Annotated in this window: 10 protein-coding genes; 6 read left to right on the top strand and 4 right to left on the bottom strand. The window is 72.8% G+C overall.

Features of this window, described 5'->3' with window-relative positions:
* The 5 genes from VMF70_11185 to VMF70_11165 form a co-directional block, all read left to right on the top strand.
* Positions 1-687, top strand: a 687-nt coding sequence (locus VMF70_11185; GenBank protein ID HTT68584.1) for an enterotoxin, incomplete at its 5' end; no start/stop codon positions are given.
* A gap of 76 nt (positions 688-763) precedes the next feature.
* Positions 764-1,618 carry an EamA family transporter gene (locus VMF70_11180; protein HTT68583.1) on the top strand — a complete coding sequence of 285 codons (855 nt, stop codon included), beginning with the start codon at positions 764-766 and terminating at the stop codon, positions 1,616-1,618.
* Between the two features lie 177 nt (positions 1,619-1,795).
* Positions 1,796-2,128: a PadR family transcriptional regulator gene (locus VMF70_11175; GenBank protein HTT68582.1), complete on the top strand. Its 333-nt coding sequence runs from the start codon at positions 1,796-1,798 to the stop codon at positions 2,126-2,128.
* A 45-nt stretch (positions 2,129-2,173) separates the two neighbouring features.
* Entirely contained in the window at positions 2,174-4,798 is a 2,625-nt protein-coding gene (locus VMF70_11170) for an ABC transporter permease (protein ID HTT68581.1), read from the top strand.
* A 135-nt stretch (positions 4,799-4,933) separates the two neighbouring features.
* Entirely contained in the window at positions 4,934-6,511 is a 1,578-nt protein-coding gene (locus VMF70_11165; protein HTT68580.1) for a hypothetical protein, read from the top strand.
* 108 nt (positions 6,512-6,619) lie between these two features.
* Here VMF70_11165 and VMF70_11160 read toward each other — a convergent pair whose 3' ends face one another.
* The 3 genes from VMF70_11160 to VMF70_11150 form a co-directional block, all read right to left on the bottom strand.
* Positions 6,620-9,976: a S41 family peptidase gene (locus VMF70_11160; GenBank protein ID HTT68579.1), complete on the bottom strand. Its 3,357-nt coding sequence runs from the start codon at positions 9,974-9,976 to the stop codon at positions 6,620-6,622.
* Positions 9,977-10,100: 124 nt separating this feature from the next.
* The gene (locus VMF70_11155) at positions 10,101-11,366 is read right to left on the bottom strand and encodes a galactokinase family protein (GenBank protein ID HTT68578.1); all 1,266 of its coding nucleotides are present in this window, start codon (positions 11,364-11,366) and stop codon (positions 10,101-10,103) included.
* 2 nt (positions 11,367-11,368) lie between these two features.
* Positions 11,369-12,184, bottom strand: a complete 816-nt coding sequence (locus tag VMF70_11150) for a sugar phosphate nucleotidyltransferase (protein ID HTT68577.1) — start codon at positions 12,182-12,184, stop codon at positions 11,369-11,371.
* Between the two features lie 236 nt (positions 12,185-12,420).
* Here VMF70_11150 and VMF70_11145 point away from each other — a divergent pair, with 236 nt between their 5' ends.
* Entirely contained in the window at positions 12,421-13,668 is a 1,248-nt protein-coding gene (locus VMF70_11145) for an alpha-L-fucosidase (protein HTT68576.1), read from the top strand.
* Here VMF70_11145 and nagB read toward each other — a convergent pair.
* On the bottom strand, positions 13,665-15,470 hold a 1,806-nt coding region (gene nagB, locus VMF70_11140; GenBank protein ID HTT68575.1), incomplete at its 5' end, for a glucosamine-6-phosphate deaminase. The genes VMF70_11145 and nagB overlap by 4 nt on opposite strands.

Raw genomic sequence — 15,470 nt, 5'->3', positions numbered from 1 at the left:
CTCACCACCGGCACCTTCCCCTCGCCGTTCTGGCTGCGCTGGGCCGACTCGATCTGGCGCGGGGGCGAGGACCACGACTTCGCCGGCGTGGGGACCGACCGCCAGCGGTGGATGACCTACCGCGACGGCGACACCTACCAGGGCGTGGTGCGGAAGGGGCCGCTGTTCCCGCTCAACTCCCTGATGCTGCACGGGGTGATCTACGCGCGGCACGCGCACAACCTGGACACCGACCCGCACGGCGATTTCGGTGACGACGTGCGCGCCTACTTCGGCACCGGGACGCAGCTGCAGGAGCTGTATTGCACCCCCTCGCTGCTCACCGCGCACGACTGGGACGCGCTGGCGGAGGCGGCGGCCTGGTCGCGCCGCAACGCCGACGTGCTGGCGGACACGCACTGGGTGGGGGGCGACCCGATGGCGCTCGCGGCGTACGGCCATGCGGCGTGGCGCGGGGGGCGGGGCATCCTGTCGCTGAGGAACCCGGCGGCCGTCCCGCAGTCCTTCACGCTCGACGTCGGCCCGGCCTTCGAGCTGCCGGACGATGCGCCGCGCGTCTACGCGGCGCGCAGCCCGTGGGCGTCGGATCGCGGGCAGGCGCCGCTCCGGCTCGAGGCCGGCCTCCCGCACGTCTTCGATCTGGGTCCGTTCCAGGTCCTGACGCTGGAGGCGGAGCCGGCCGGGTGAGCCGGGCGGCGCGCCGGGTTCACGCAGGCCTCGAGGGCGGGCTGGCACGGGCGGCCGCGGGGCGGCGCCCGCGCGGATGAGCGGGTTCGCGCTGGGCCTCCTGCTCGCGGCGGGCGTGCTGCACGCCGCGTGGAACCTGCTGATCAAGGGCGCCGCCAACCGCCTGCTGTTCACCTGGCTCGCGGTGCTCGCGGGCGGCCTGCTCTACCTGCCGGTGCTTCTCGCCGCTCCGGTGCCGCGGCCGATCTGGCCGTTCGTCGCGGCGAGCGGCCTGGTGGAGTGCGCGTACTACCTCCTGCTCGCCTACGCGTACGGCGAGGCGGACTTCTCGCAGGTCTACCCGCTGGCGCGCGGCGCGGCGCCGGTCCTGCTCGCGGTGTGGGCGGCGCTGGCGCTGGGCGAGCATCCCTCGCCGGCCGGGCTCGCAGGCCTGGGGCTGGTGGTGCTGGGCCTCGTGCCGGTCGGCGGCGGGGCCGCGTGGTGGCGGTGGGGCGGGTCCGCGTTCCGGGGCCGCGGCGTCGCGGCCGCGTTCGGCGTGGCGCTGTGCGTATCGTGCTACTCGCTCATCGACGGCGTCGCGGTCCGCCGCACGGCGGCCGCGCCGTACACGGCGGCCATCACCCTGGCCAGCGTCGTGCCCCTGGCCCCGCCGCTCGTGATGCGCTACGGGGTGCGCGCGATCCTGGCCGAGGTGCGGGCCGGCGCGCTGCGCATCGCCCTTGCCGGCGCGTTGATGATGGTCGCCTACACGTCCGTGCTGGCAGCGTACGCGGTGACCCCGCTGGCCTACGCGGGCGCGGTGCGCGAGGTGGGCGTGGTGATCGCCGCGCTGGCGGGCTGGCTGTGGCTCGGGGAGAGCTTCGGCCCGCGCCGGGTGGCGGGCGCCGTCGCGGTGTTCGCCGGCATCCTGGTGCTGGCGTTCATGACCTGAGGGCGTGAGCCGTCGCTCGGGCGGGGGCGCGACGGGATTCGAGGCGTGAGGAATTGATGCCGAAGAACGGAGGAGGCGACGTGGCGGGGCGCCGGCGGGGCAATCCCGACTTCGGGCGTGGTTGACAGACTGTCGCTGCGATACCTAGGTTCCACTAACCAGGTTAGTGGAGCACCGTTGTCGCGCGAGCCTCGCGAACTCCTCTACGGCACTCTCGACGTGCTGGTCCTCAAGACGCTGTCCTGGGGGCCGATGCACGGCTACGCCGTGGCGAAGTGGATCGAGGAGCGCACGGCGGGAGAGCTGGAGATCGTGGATGCGGCGCTGTACAAGTCGCTCCACCGCCTGGAGCAGGGCGGCGCGGTCCGCGCCGAGTGGGGGCTCTCCGAGAACAACCGCCGGGCGAAGTTCTACTCCCTGACTCCGCGGGGCAGGCGCATCCTTCGGGCCGAGGCGGAGACGTTCCGCCGGTTCTCGGCCGCCGCCGCGCGCATCCTCGAGGCGAGGTAGGGCGGCGCGGTGGGCGACCGCTCCGTAGCAGGGCTTCCCGCCGGCATGCGGCGCCTGTTCCGCCTGCCGTTCCGTGCCTTCGCGCACATCACCCGCGATTTGGACGAGGAGGTGGCGTTTCATCTGGAGCGCCGGGTCGAGGACCTGGTCGCGGCGGGGATGCCGCCCGACGCGGCGCGGGCGGAGGCATTGCAGCGCTTCGGAGACGTGGAGGACCTGCGAGCCTTCTGCCGGGCGGTCGAGCGGCCGGGCGTCGTGCGCAGCCGTGTTACCGCGTGGCTCTCCGACCTGGGCCAGGATCTGCGGTTTGCCGGCCGCCAGTTCGTGCGTTCGCCGGGCTTCTCGCTGCTGGTCGTGGCGACGATCGGCCTTGGGATCGGCGCCACGACGACGATCTACTGTGCCGTGCATGACTTGCTGATGAAGCCGCTGCCGTACCGTGATGCGGATAGGCTGGTGGCGGTGGACGAACTGGTCTTCCATGGGCAGGCCTCCATCTCGCCGAGCCGCGACGTCGTGGACGCGTGGCGTGCCGGCGGCCACAGTCTTGAGGGCATCGTCGAGTATACGTCTGCGCAATGGACGCTGAGCGGCGCCGGGGAGCCCGAGCTGGTGAGTGGCAAGGGGTTGGCGCCAAACCTCCTGCCGTTCCTCGGCGTGCGCCCGCTGCTGGGCCGCGCCTTCACGACCGAGGATGCACGGTCGGGCGCGCCCGCCGTCGTCATGATCGGCGAAGCTCTCTGGCGGCGTCGCTTCGGAGCGAGCAGCAGCCCGCTGGGACGCACGATGACGATCGACGGGCGCCCGTACATCGTGATCGGTGTCATGCCGCGCGACTTCGGCCTGGCCCTGTTCTACGACCTCGATCAGCCTCAGGTCTTCCTACCCCTGCCGTCGGGCACGGGTGCAGATCGCGTGGCGGCGCTGGGCCGGCTGCGCCGCGGCGTGACAGTGGACCAGGCAGCGCGTGAGCTGGGTGCGCTTGCCGCCAGCGATCCCAGCATGGGACCGAACGCTCCGGGCGCCAACCTGGTCGCGGTGCGTGACGCCTTCCAGGGATGGTACCGCAGCACGCTCACGCTGCTGCTCGGCGCGGTCGGCTTGGTCCTGCTCATCGCGTGCGCGAACGTCACGAACCTTCTCCTCATGCGCGCGTGGTCGAGACAGCGCGAATTCGGGATCCGGACCGCGATCGGCGCGGGCCGTGGGAGGCTGGTCCGCCAGCTCCTGACCGAGAGCGTCCTGCTTGGGCTCGGCGGGGGGGGCCTCGGCGTGCTCCTCGCGTGGCGTGGCGTTCCGCTTGTCGCCGTGCTCCATCCGCGCATCCCGACCATGACGGCTCTGGCACAGATCCGCCTCGATCCTCACGTTCTCGCATTCGCGCTGGGTCTGGCGTGCTGCACCGGGATGCTGTTCGGTCTCGCGCCGGCGTGGTTCGCGACCGAGCACCAGATGGGCGAGAGCCTGAAGGACACGGCACGCAGCACGGCGGGCCGGCCATCCTCGCGTCACCTTCGCCACGGTCTGGTCGTTGGCGAGGTCGCCGTCTCCATGGTGCTCCTGATCGCGGCGGGTCTGCTGGTGCGTTCCCTGGCGACGCGCGCAACTGCCGACGAAGGTCTCTACCCGGCTGGGCTCTTGTCCGTGGAGCTTGAACTCCCAGCCGATCGCTTGCCGTCGCCGGCTGTCCGGGCTCAGCTGCTTGCGCGGATTGTGGAGCGGGCGCGCGTGATGCCCGGGGTCCAGGCCGTGTCCGGTGCGCTCATGAGCCCGTGGACCGGCAGCGCTCTGATGGCAACGTTGGCGGTGCAAGGCCAGCCGCCGGAGCGCGGGGCGAAGTTCCACATGCTTGCCTTCAACAATGTGACTCCGGACTACTTCCGAGCGGCCGAGATCGCCTTCCTCGCAGGTCGGGTCTTCAGCGCGGATTCGAGCGATCATGAGGCCGTCGTGAGCCGTGCCTTCGCGCGTCAGTACCTGCCTGCCGGAGCGTGGCTCGGTGCCCGGTTCCGTTTCGGCGACCGAGTCCCGTGGTGGACCGTCGTCGGTGTGGTCGCCGATCCGAGGCTGCCCGGCGAGGAAGGTGCGCCACCCCAGCCGGCCGTGTACCAGCCTCTCGCCGGCACCGGAACCCATGCGACCATCCTGGCGCGCAGCGAGAGCCCTGCGGCGCTGTTGCCGTTCCTGACCCGGTCGATTGTGCGGATGGAACCGGCCATCCACGTGCTCCGCGCCCGGACCGTGCGCATGGCCTTGGCGGACCTGCGTGCCGAGCCGCGCTTCCTGCTGACGCTCCTCGGGGCGTTTGCCGGGATCGCCCTCCTCCTCGCCACCGTCGGCCTCTACGGCGTGGTCGCGTACGCCGTGCGTCAGCGCACGCACGAGATCGGCGTCCGCGTCGCCCTCGGCGCCGGGACGGCCGATGTGCTGCACATGGTCCTCCGTCACGGGCTTGCTCTCGCCCTCGTCGGCGTTGTGCTGGGTCTCGCTGGGGCCGCTGCTGCCACGCGCGTGATCAGGAGCCAGCTCTACGGAGTCGGGCCGGGCGACCCGGCGACGTTCGCGGTGGTCGGGGCGCTGCTCACCCTCGTAGCCCTGGTCGCGTCGTATTCGCCGGCCAGGGCCGCCCTCCGGATCAGTCCGGTCGAGGCGCTCCGGGCTGGCGGATAGCCCCGGGGGCGTGGGCCGGTCCGCGCGGGCCGAGCGGGCCGGCCCTTGAATCTCGCGGGCATCCTGGGTGTATTCTGCTCGCCACTTCACCACATCCGTTCGACCGGGCGTCAACCCGCTCCCGAAGGAGGTCGCATGCGTCCCGTCCCGTTCGCCCCCGCGCTGCTCGCCGCCCTCGTCATCGTGCCCTCGGCCCAGGCTCAGCGGCCCCGGCGTCCGCAGCCCGCAGCCGCCGAGCAGGGCGGTGCCGCGCGCGACTCGGCCGTGAGGTCGGAGGCGGCGTCGGACACGGTGCCCGACTCGTCGGTCACGCTCCACACGCTGCGCATCGGCTCCGTGTCCGTGCCGTACCGGGCGATGGCGGCGACGTTGATCCTGCGGAGCGACTCGGGCGCGCCGATCGGGAGATTGTACTACACGGCCTACACGCGCACCGACGCGCCGGACGCGAGCCGGCGCCCCCTCGCCTTCGTGTACAACGGCGGCCCCGGCTCGGCCTCCGCCTGGCTGCACATGGGGGCCTTCGGCCCCCGGCGCATCGTCACCAGCGACGCGGAGCCCACGCCGCCGCCGCCCTACCGCCTGGTGGACAACGCCAACAGCCTGATCGACGTCACCGACATGGTGTTCATCGATCCCATCGGCACCGGCTTCAGCAAGCCGGTGGGGAAGGGAACCGGCAAGGACTTCTGGGGGATCGACGAGGACGCCAGGTCGCTGGCGCAGTTCGTCCGGCAGTACGTGTCGCGCAACGGGCGGTGGAACTCGCCCAAGTACCTGATCGGCGAGAGCTACGGCACGACGCGCTCGGCGGTGCTGGTCAACCGGCTGCAGGGCGACGAGGGGATGGACTTCAACGGCGTGGTGCTGATCTCGAACGTGCTCGACTTCGAGACCCTGAACTTCGCACCGGGTCACGACGTCTCGTACGTGCTGTACCTGCCCAGCTACGCCGCCGTCGCCGCGTACCACCACGCGATCGCCCGGCCGGCGAGCCTGGCGGCCTTCCTCGACACGGTGCGGCAGTTCGCCGCCGGGCCGTACGCAGCGGCGCTGGAGAAAGGCTCCGGCCTCGCGGGGGACGAGCGGGCCGCCGTGATCCGGCAGCTGGCGGCGTACACCGGCCTCGGGGCCGACTACCTCGACAAGGCGAACCTGCGGGTGGACCTCGGGCAGTACATGGCCGAGCTGCAGCGCTCCCGCGGGCTGGTGACCGGCCGGCTCGACGCGCGGTTCAGCGGCCCCGAGGCGGACCTGCTGGCCGAGAACGCGTTCAGCGATCCGCAGTCCGACGCCATCACCGGCGCGTTCACCGCGGCGATCAACTCCTACCTCAAGGACGAGCTGCGCTACGGCGGGGAGCAGCGCTACGCGGTGGGCGGCAACGTGGAGTGGAACTGGAGCCGCGGCGGGCGCCGCGGCGGGGGCGGCTGGCGGGGGACGCCGTACGTGGGCGGCGACCTGGCCCAGGCGCTGACCTACAATCCCAACCTCCGGGTCGAGGTGGAGAACGGCTACTACGACCTGGCGACGCCGTTCTTCGCGACCGAGTACACGATGGACCACCTGGGGCTGCGGCCGGACCTGCGGAGCCACATCTCGCTCAAGTACTACGACGCCGGGCACATGATGTACCTGCACGAGCCCGACCTGGCGCAGCTCAAGGGCAGCATCGCCCAGTTCATCGGCGCCACCAGCCGGTCCGGGAGCTAGGGCGGCGAGGCCCGGGCGGCGGGACGGCGCCGCCGGGCCGTGACGGGACGCACGAAGGCCGGGGTCCGCGTCGGACCCCGGCCTTCGCGTCAGCGGGCCGGCAGGGCGCTAGCGCATGCCGGGCGGCGCCTTGACCGGCGGAGCGGGCCGCGTCGGCAGCCGCTTCGGATGCTCCTGCATCTGGCGCAGCACCTCCGCCACCCCGCGCTCGAGCTGCGGGTCGCGGCCGGCGATCACCGACGCCGGGTCGTTCTCGACCACGATGTCCGGATCCACGCCGTGGCCCTCGATGATCCAGCGGCCGTCGGCGCTGGCGAACCCGAATTCCGGGACGTTGACGTTGCCGCCGTCCAAGAGCGGCCCGTGGCCGGTGATCCCGATCACGCCGCCCCACGACCGCTGGCCGATCAGGGGGCCGAGGCCGGCCTGCTTGAACATGGCCGGGAAGATGTCGCCGTCCGACGCCGAGGTCTCGTTGAGGAGCGCGGCCAGGGCGCCGTGGAAGATCGGCCCGTTCGGGTAGGTGCCGGGGAAGTCGTTGTCGCGCGAGAACCGCGTGGCCAGCAGCTGCTGGCTGAGCCGCGCGATGATCATCGAGGAGACGTTGCCGCCGCCGTTGCCGCGCTCGTCGACGACCAGCCCCTCCATCCGGATCTGCGGATAGTACCACTTGATGAACTCGCTGATGCCGTCCGCGCCCATGTCCGGCAGGTGCAGGTACCCGACCGTGCCGTGGCTGAGCGAGTCCACCCGCCGCCGATTGGCCGCGACCCAGTCGTAGTAGACCAGGTTGGTTTCGCTGGCGATGGGCTGGTAGGTCACCTGCCGCGCGCCGTCGCTGGTGGGCCGCGCGTTCAGCGTGAGCACGACCGGCCGGTCCGCCTTGTAGCGGAGCAGCCGGTAGGGATTCTCCGGCGCCCTGAGGTCCACGCCGTCGATGGCCAGGACGTAGTCGCCCACCCGCGCGTCCACCCCGATGGCCGTGAGCGGCGAGCGGTACGGCGCCTCGGCGTTGTCGCCCTGCATGATGGACGCGATCCGGTAGCGCCCCGTCGCCGCGTCCAGGGCGAAGCGCGCGCCGGGCAGCCCCACCGGCGGCCGGGCGGGCACGTCGCCGTAGTCGCCGCCCGAGATGTAGGTGTGCGAGTTGCTCAGCTCCGCGATCATCTCCTGCAGCACGTAGTCGAGATCGGAGCGGTGGCCGACGTACTGGAGCAGCGGCCGGTACCGGTCGTGCAGCGCCTTCCAGTCGTAGCCGTTCATGTTCGGCACGTAGAAGAAGTCGCGGAACCGCCGCCACACCTCTTCGAAGATCTCCGCCCACTCCTGCTGCGGCACCACGTCGGCCTGCAGGCCCTCGGTGGACACGGTCTTCTTCGATGCCGCGCCCGTGGCGCTCGCGTCGTAGAGGTTGTAGGCCCCGCCCTGCTGCACCAGCACCTTCGCGCCGTCGGGCGAGAGCGCATACCCGCCGACGTCCTCGGCGAGGGTGGTGACCTTGCGGCCCTCGAAGCTGAAGACGAGCAGCGCCGAGTGCTCGTCGGTCGAGCGGCCGTAGTAGCCGGCCGGCTGGCGCAGGTAGAGGAGGCTCCCCTTCACGGCCACCAGGCCGCTGTAGTTGTCGGCGGGCACCGGGACCGGCGCGATGCGACCCGCGAGACCGTCGAAGTCGATGGCGACGGGGGCCGGGGCGCCCTTGGGCGACGTCCGGGCGGTGTCGGCCGCCGGCGCCGCGTGCCGGCCGCGCGCCGGGGCGGGCGCGGCCGCGGGCGCCGCGGCGGCGGTGGTGTCGGGCTTCACCTCGTCGCTCTGCGGCGGGAACGGCGGCGGCACGTCCTTCCGGAGCGCCAGCGCGAAGATCCCGGTGGTGCGGTTGCCGGCGAAGTCCCACTCGAGCGAGCTGAGCTGCGGGTGATACTCCCGGTCGCTGAGGAAGAAGAGGTACTTGCCTTCGCGGTCGAAGACCGGCTCGTACGAGCCCGTCATCGCGTCGGTCACCTGGTGCAGGACGTGATCGCCCAGCCCCCACACGTACACCGAGCGGAAGCCGCTGGCGTGGGCCAGGCTGAAGGCGAGCCAGCGACTGTCCGGCGACCAGCTCTGGTCGTACATCGTGCCGCTGGAGTCGCGCGCCACCTCGGTGAGGCGCTTGGTGGCCAGCTCGAGCGCCCACAGCCGGCCCACCTTGTCGGCGAAGGCGAGGTACCGGCCGTCGGGTGACCAGACGGGCGGGTAGCGCATCATGTCGCCGTTGGTCGTGAGCCGCTCGGGCGCGCCCGAGCCGTCCTGGTCGATCAGGTACAGCTCCTCCTCGCCCGTCCGGTCGGAGATGAAGGCGATCTTGCGGCCGTCCGGCGACCAGCGCGCCCCCTTCTCGTGCGCGTCGGAGCTGTGGGTGAGATTGCGCGTGGGGCCGTGCTCGGCGGGCACGGTGAACACGTCGCCGCGGGCCGTGAACACGGCGCGCGTGCCGCTCGGGCTGAGCGCGAAGTCCTCGACCTGGCGCGCCACCGACTGGTGGTGCGGCCGCGCCGCGAGCTGGTCGTCCGGCACGACGATGTCGATCTTCCGGTCCGAGTCGTCGCGGGTGTTGAGCACGTGCAGCTCGCCGTCCAGCTCGTAGACGATCTGCCCCGTCTCGTCCGCGCTCGGCCAGCGCACGTCCCAGGTGCTGTCGGCCGTGAGCTGCCGCAGGTCGGTGCCGTCCGGCAGACTCGTGTACAGGTTGAGCGTTCCGGAGCGGTCGGAAGCGAAGTAGATCCGGTTGCCGATCCACATCGGGTCGCGGTCGGTGAACGGGTTGTGGGTGATGTTCCGGGCCGCGTGGGTCGCGAGGTCGAACACCCACAGGTCCTCGGCCCAGCCGCCCTGGTAGCGCTTCCAGGCGCGGAAGTCGCGGAACAGCGGCGAGTAGGCCACCCGCCGGCCGTCGGGCGAGAAGTCGCCCGCGCCGGCCTGCGGCATCGGCAGCGGCGTGGGGAGGCCGCCCTCCAGCGGGACCGTGTAGAGGTGGTTGTCGGCCAGGTCCCAGCCGTCGCGCAGGGAGCGGAACAGCACGGCCTTGCCGTCCGGCGTCCACCCGTAGACCTGGTTGTCGTAGCCCCAGCGCGGCGGCAGCGGGCCGCGGGCCGGGTAGAAGGTCAGCTGGCGCGGCACGCCCCCCGTCGCCGGAATCACGTACACCTGCTCGTCGCCGTCGTACTGGCCGGTGAAGGCGATCCACTGCCCGTCGGGCGAGAACTTGGCGAACAGCTCCAGGCCGGGGTGCGCCGTGAGCCGGACCGCCGTGCCGCCGGTCGCCGGTGCCGTCCACAGGTCGCCCGCGTAGGTGAAGACGACGCGGTCGCCGTGGATGTCGGGGAAGCGGAGCAGCTTGGTCTGCGCGGCGAGCGGCGCGGCGGCGACGAGGAGGAGCATCGCCGCGCGGGGCAGGGCGCGGCTCACGGCGCGGAGGATTCGGTGCATCGGCTTTCTCCTTCGAGGCTGCGGTGGCAGAGTCGGTGCGCGGCGCGATGGGGCCGGGGGCGCCCGCGCGCGGACGGGTCACGCGCCGTCCTACGGAGCCGGCGGCCGGCGCGTTTCGCCGCGGCTAGACGCGTCGCATCGCCGGCGCCGCCCCGGTGAGGAAGAACTCGGCGCGCCCGGCGCAGGCGGGAAAGGCCCGGCGGTAGCCGTCGGCCCAGCGGGCGAGGAAGCCCTCGGCGTCGCGCCCGGCCACCAGCGCCCAGACCGCGCCGCCGAAGCCGCCGCCGAACGCCGACGCGGCGGCGGCGCCCAGCGTGCGTGCGCCGGAGGCCAGGGCGATCGTCTCGGGGATCTGGTTCTTGAGCAGGCGCACCGCCCGCTCCATCGAGCGGTCCACCAGCGGCCCGACGCCCTTCACGTCGCCCGCGGCGAGCAGGTCGCCGACGGCCGGGATGATCTCGGCGTTCTCGACCTCGAACTGCTCGAACCGGTCCAGCAGGTCGGAGGTGGGCGCCAGCAGCGCCCGGAAGCGGGGGAGCGCGTCGGGCGACGACGCCAGCGCGTCCGCGAGCCACAGGTCGTCGCGGCCCGTCGCCCCGCGCCACACCCGCATCACCTCGTCCACCAGCCGCGCGGCGCGGTTGTACTTCTCCTGCGCCGCGGCGTTCTTGTCCGCGACCACCCCGGTCACGCCCACCGCGAAGGTCCAGCCCGCCGGCAGGCGGATGTTGCGCTCGTGGCGCACCGGGCAGAAGGAGTACTGGCTCAGCTCGCCGGCGCGGCAGCACAGGATGGCCGTCTGGTCCTCGCTGCCGCCCGCGAGCCCGACGCCCGTGTCCCCGCGCAGCGTGCCGAAGGTGCGGCCGTTCTCGACCGTGCCCAGGTAGCCCGCGAGGTCCTCCATCGTGTGCACGTTCTCGGTGTATTCCGGCCGCCGCTCGAGCGCGTTGGCGTCGGCGAGCGCGACGTAGTAGCCGATGGACACCGCGCTCGAGCTGCTCATGCCCGCCGCGAGGGGCAGGTCGCCCACCATCCCGACGTCCACGCCGGTCCAGCGGCCGGGGAAGTTGCGCGCCAGGCGGCGCGCCATGGTCATCGGGTAGTTGGACCAGTGTCCCGGTGCGGCGCGCGCTCCCGCGTCGATCACGAACTCCACGGTCTCGCCCAGCCGGGCGTCCGCGATGCGCATCCGGTCGTCGCTCCGCGGCGCGACCGCGAAGTACATCCCGCGCTCGGCGGCGCACAGCAGGCTGCGCCCGCCGGCGTAATCGGTGTGTTTGCCCAGCACCTCGATCCGGCCGGGCACGAAGTAGCGGCGCACCTCGTCGGAGGTGCCGCCGAGGCGGCGCAGGGTCGCGAGCGCCTGGTCGAGCAGCGGGTCCGCAGCCATGGCTACAGCTCCACCCGGGCGCCAGCGAGGCGCCCGGTCACGTAGGCGACGTCGCCACGGGCCGTGAGATCGAGCACCGGCGCGCGGAGCGCGAGCACGCGGAATCGCTCGCCCTCGCGCATCGCGAGCCGGACGGCGGCCTGGATCTCCAGCTCGCCGCCGGCCGAGGGGGGGATGGCGCGGCAGGCCGCGAAGATCCGCGGGGTGAACATCCAGCAGTTCATGCTGATCAGGGCGTCGGCGTCCGGCGGCAGCGCGGCGTCGGCCGCCTCGACGAGCCGGGTCGCGTATCCCGAGGCGTCCTGCTCGATGACCGGGAATCCGGCGACGCGCTCGGGCCGCAGGTTGCCGTCGGACACCAGCGTCTTCCGCCAGAACGCCGCGATGCCCGCGCCGTCCATCGTCCGGAGACCGCGGTACGCCTCGATCGGGTAGTAGTTGTCCGAGTTGATGACGAGGAAGCGGTCGGCGCCGGCGAACGCCTCGGCCGCCAGCACCGCGTCGGCGGTGCCGAGCGGCCGGTCCTGGACGGCGAACGCGATGCGGATCCGCCGCGGCTTGACCTCGCGCTCGAAGTGGTCGCGCACCTCCGGCCGGTCGGGGCCGATCACGAGGCACACGTCCGCGTAGCCGGCGTCGGCCAGCGCGCTGAGCACGTAGTGGACGAACGGCCTGCCGCCCAGGGGCATCAGCACCTTGAGGCCGGCGGCGGCCGTGGCGGCCTGGCTCGAGTCGAGCGCGGCGGCCGCGTCGTCCCGGCGCATCCTGGTGCCGAGGCCGCGGGCGAGAATCACGGCCTTGCGAGCGGGCGCGTTCACGAGCGGGAAATATCCGCGGAACCGCGACGGGCGGTAGTGCGGGTTTCGGGGCAGGGGCGCGGCGTCGTCGGGATGTTCCCCTACCGGCCGCGGTAGTGCCGCGCGCACGGGCGCGCGTATCTTTGCCTTCCGTGACCGATCGCCGGGAGTTCGTGAGGTCGCTCGCTGCGGCGGGCGCGCTGTTCCCTTCGGTGCTGCGCCGGGCCGCCGGGTGGGGTGGGCCCGGGACTTCCTCCTTGGCACTTCCGACTGGCAACCAGCTTCACTGGGCCGACCTCGAGCTGGGCATGTTCGTCCACTTCGGGCCGGCCACCTGGCGGGCCAGCGAGCTGGATCCCGGGACGATGCCGGTCTCCGCCTTCGATCCGGACGTGGACACCGATCAATGGGCAGGCGTGGCCGCCGATCTCGGCGCGCGCTACGTCGTGCTGGTCGCCAAGCACCAGGAAGGCTTCTGCCTGTGGCAGACCCGCACGACGGATTACGGCGTCCGCAACGCGCCGTGGCGGCGCGGCGCGGGCGACGTGATGGCCGACCTCGCGGCCTCGTGCCGCCGCCGCGGCCTCGGGCTCGGGGTGTACCTCTCGCCGCGCGACGACCACCTCGGGGCGGCCGTGCGGGGCCGGTGCGCGACGCCGGAGCGGCAGGCGGCCTACGACGCGACGTACCGCCGCCAGCTCACCGAGCTGCTGACGCGCTACGGCGAGCTGGTGGAGGTCTGGTTCGACGGGAGCATCGTGGTGCCGGTGGGCGACGTCCTCCGGTCCCACGCGCCGCGCGCGATGGTCTTCCAGGGGCCGCAGGCCACGATCCGGTGGGTGGGCAACGAGGACGGCTTCGCACCGTACCCGGCGTGGAACGCGCTGCCGCGCCGGGCCGCGGCCACGGGCGAGGCCACCGCGAGGGACGGCACCCCCGACGGCGACGCGTGGCTGCCCGACGAGGTGGACGTCTCGATCCGGCGGCCGCGCTGGTTCTGGAGCCCCACCAACGCGGGCAACCTGCTCCCGCTCGACGCCCTGCTGGACATCTACTACCGCTCGGTGGGCCGGGGCGCGCAGTTGCTGCTCAACCTCCCGCCGGACCGCACCGGCCGCATCCCGGCGGCCGACGCCCGGCGTGCCAGAGAGCTCGGTGACGAGATCCGGCGTCGCTTCGGCACGCCGCTGGCCGAGCGCGCGGGCGCGGGCCGCGAGGTGGTGCTGCGGCCTCCGGCGCCCGCCCTGGTGGACCACGTCGTGATCGAGGAGGACCTCGCGGGCGGCGAGCGGGTGCGGGAGTACTGGCTCGAGGGACTCGCCGAGGGGCACTGGGTCCCGCTCGGCGCCGGCACCGCGATCGGCCACAAGCGGATCCAGCCGGTGCCGGTGCTCCGGCTCGAGGCCCTGCGGCTCGCCGTGACCCGCAGCGCGGCGGCGCCGCGGATCAGGCGCCTGGCGGCCTTCGCCACGGGCTCCCCGCCGCCGGCGAGCTGGAACGGCTAGCCGGCGATCGCCTTCCAGCGCACGAAGCCCTCGATCGCTTCGTACTCGGCGAGGCCGAGCCGGTCGTAGAGCTTCGCCGCCTCGCGGTTCCGGACCTCGGCGCGCTGCCAGAACTCGCGCTCGTCGGGACCGGGGAACATCGCGCGGTCCTTCTGCGACTGGTGCTTGAAGATCGCGTCGCGCTTGCGGACCACCTCGGACGGGCTGAGCGGCACGGCCATGTCCATCCGCTCGGGCTCCCACTCCTGCCACGCGCCGCGGTACAGCCACACCTCGCAGTCGCGGAACCAGCGCTTCCCCTTCACGCGCGCCAGCGCCTGCTGCAGCGCCTGCCAGCACAGGCGATGCGTGCCGTGCGGATCGGTGAGGTCGCCGGCGGCGTAGACCTGGTGCGGCTTCACCTCCTCGAGCAGCGCGGCGATGCCCGCCACGTCGGCCTCGCCCGGCGGGAGCTTGCGCACCGTGCCGGTCTCGTAGAAGGGCAGCCGCAGGAAGTGCAGCCGCTCCACCGGGATCCCGCACACCCGCGCGGCGGCCCGCGCCTCGCCCTCGCGGATCAGGGTCTTGATCCGCCGGACCTCGAAACTGTCGACCTGGCCCGGGCGCTTCCTGCGCAGCTGGTCCTCGATGTGCCGCTCGATCTTCGCCGCCTCCTCGGGACTGATCGCGAAGATGCGGTTGAAGTCCTGGGCGAACTCGGCGAAGCGGATCGCGTCGGCGTCGAACACGGCCAGGTTGCCCGAGGTCTGGTAGGCCACGTGCACCTCGTGGCCGTGCTCCTGGAGCCGCAGCAGCGTGCCGCCCATCGAGAGCACGTCGTCGTCGGGATGCGGCGAGAAGACCAGCACGCGCTTGGGGAACACCGCGTCCGCGGGGCGGTCGATGTCGCCGGGGCGCTTCATCGCCTGCGGCTTGCCGCCCGGCCAGCCGGTGACGGTCTCGGCCATCGCGCGGAACACGTCCACGTTGATGTCGTACGCGGGGCCGCGGCCCGCCACGAGGTCCTGGAGGCCGGCCTCGTTGTAGTCCTCCTCGGTGAGCTTGAGGATGGGCTTCTCGAGCTTGCGGGCGAGCCACACCACGGCCTTGCGGATCAGCGGGTCGGTCCAGGCGACGGGCCCGAGGAGCCACGGGCTCCGGTAGCGCGTGAGGCCGGCGGCCGCCGCCTCGTCGAGCACCACCGTCGCGGCGGGGTGCTGCTGCAGGTAGCTGGCGGCGATGCGGGCGGTGACCGGTCCTTCGACGGCCTGCGCGACGACGTCGGCCTTGTGCTCGCCGAACGCGATCAGCACCACGCGCCGCGCGTCGAGGATCGTCCCCACGCCCATCGTGATCGCGCGCCGCGGCACGAGGTCGAGGCCGAAGAAGTCGCTCGCCGCGTCGCGCCGCGTCACCCGGTCGAGGAAGATGAGCCGGGTGCGGCTGTCGCGGGCCGAGCCGGGCTCGTTGAAGCCGATGTGCCCGGTGCGGCCGATGCCGAGGAGCTGCAGGTCGAGGCCGCCCGCGTCGCGGATCGCCTCCTCGTACGCCGCGACGTACTCGGCGACGCGGTCGGCCGGCACCGTGCCGTCGGGGATGTGGACGCGCTTGGGATCGATGTCCACGTGGTCGAACAGGTGCTCCCGCATGAAGCGGTGGTAGCTCTGCAGCTCGTCGGGGGTGATCGGGTAGTACTCGTCGAGATTGAAGGTCTCCACGTTGGCGAACGAGAGACCCTCCTCGCGGTGCAGGCGCACCAGCTCGGCGTACACGCTGATCGGCGTGGCGCCGGTCGGCAGCCCGAGCACGCAGGGCCGGTCGAG

This window comes from Gemmatimonadales bacterium (genome assembly GCA_035502185.1).
In the GTDB taxonomy this organism is placed as follows: domain Bacteria; phylum Gemmatimonadota; class Gemmatimonadetes; order Gemmatimonadales; family JACORV01; genus Fen-1245.
The sequence above is the reverse complement of the archived record's forward strand: the minus strand, read 5'-3'. Positions and strand labels throughout refer to the sequence as shown.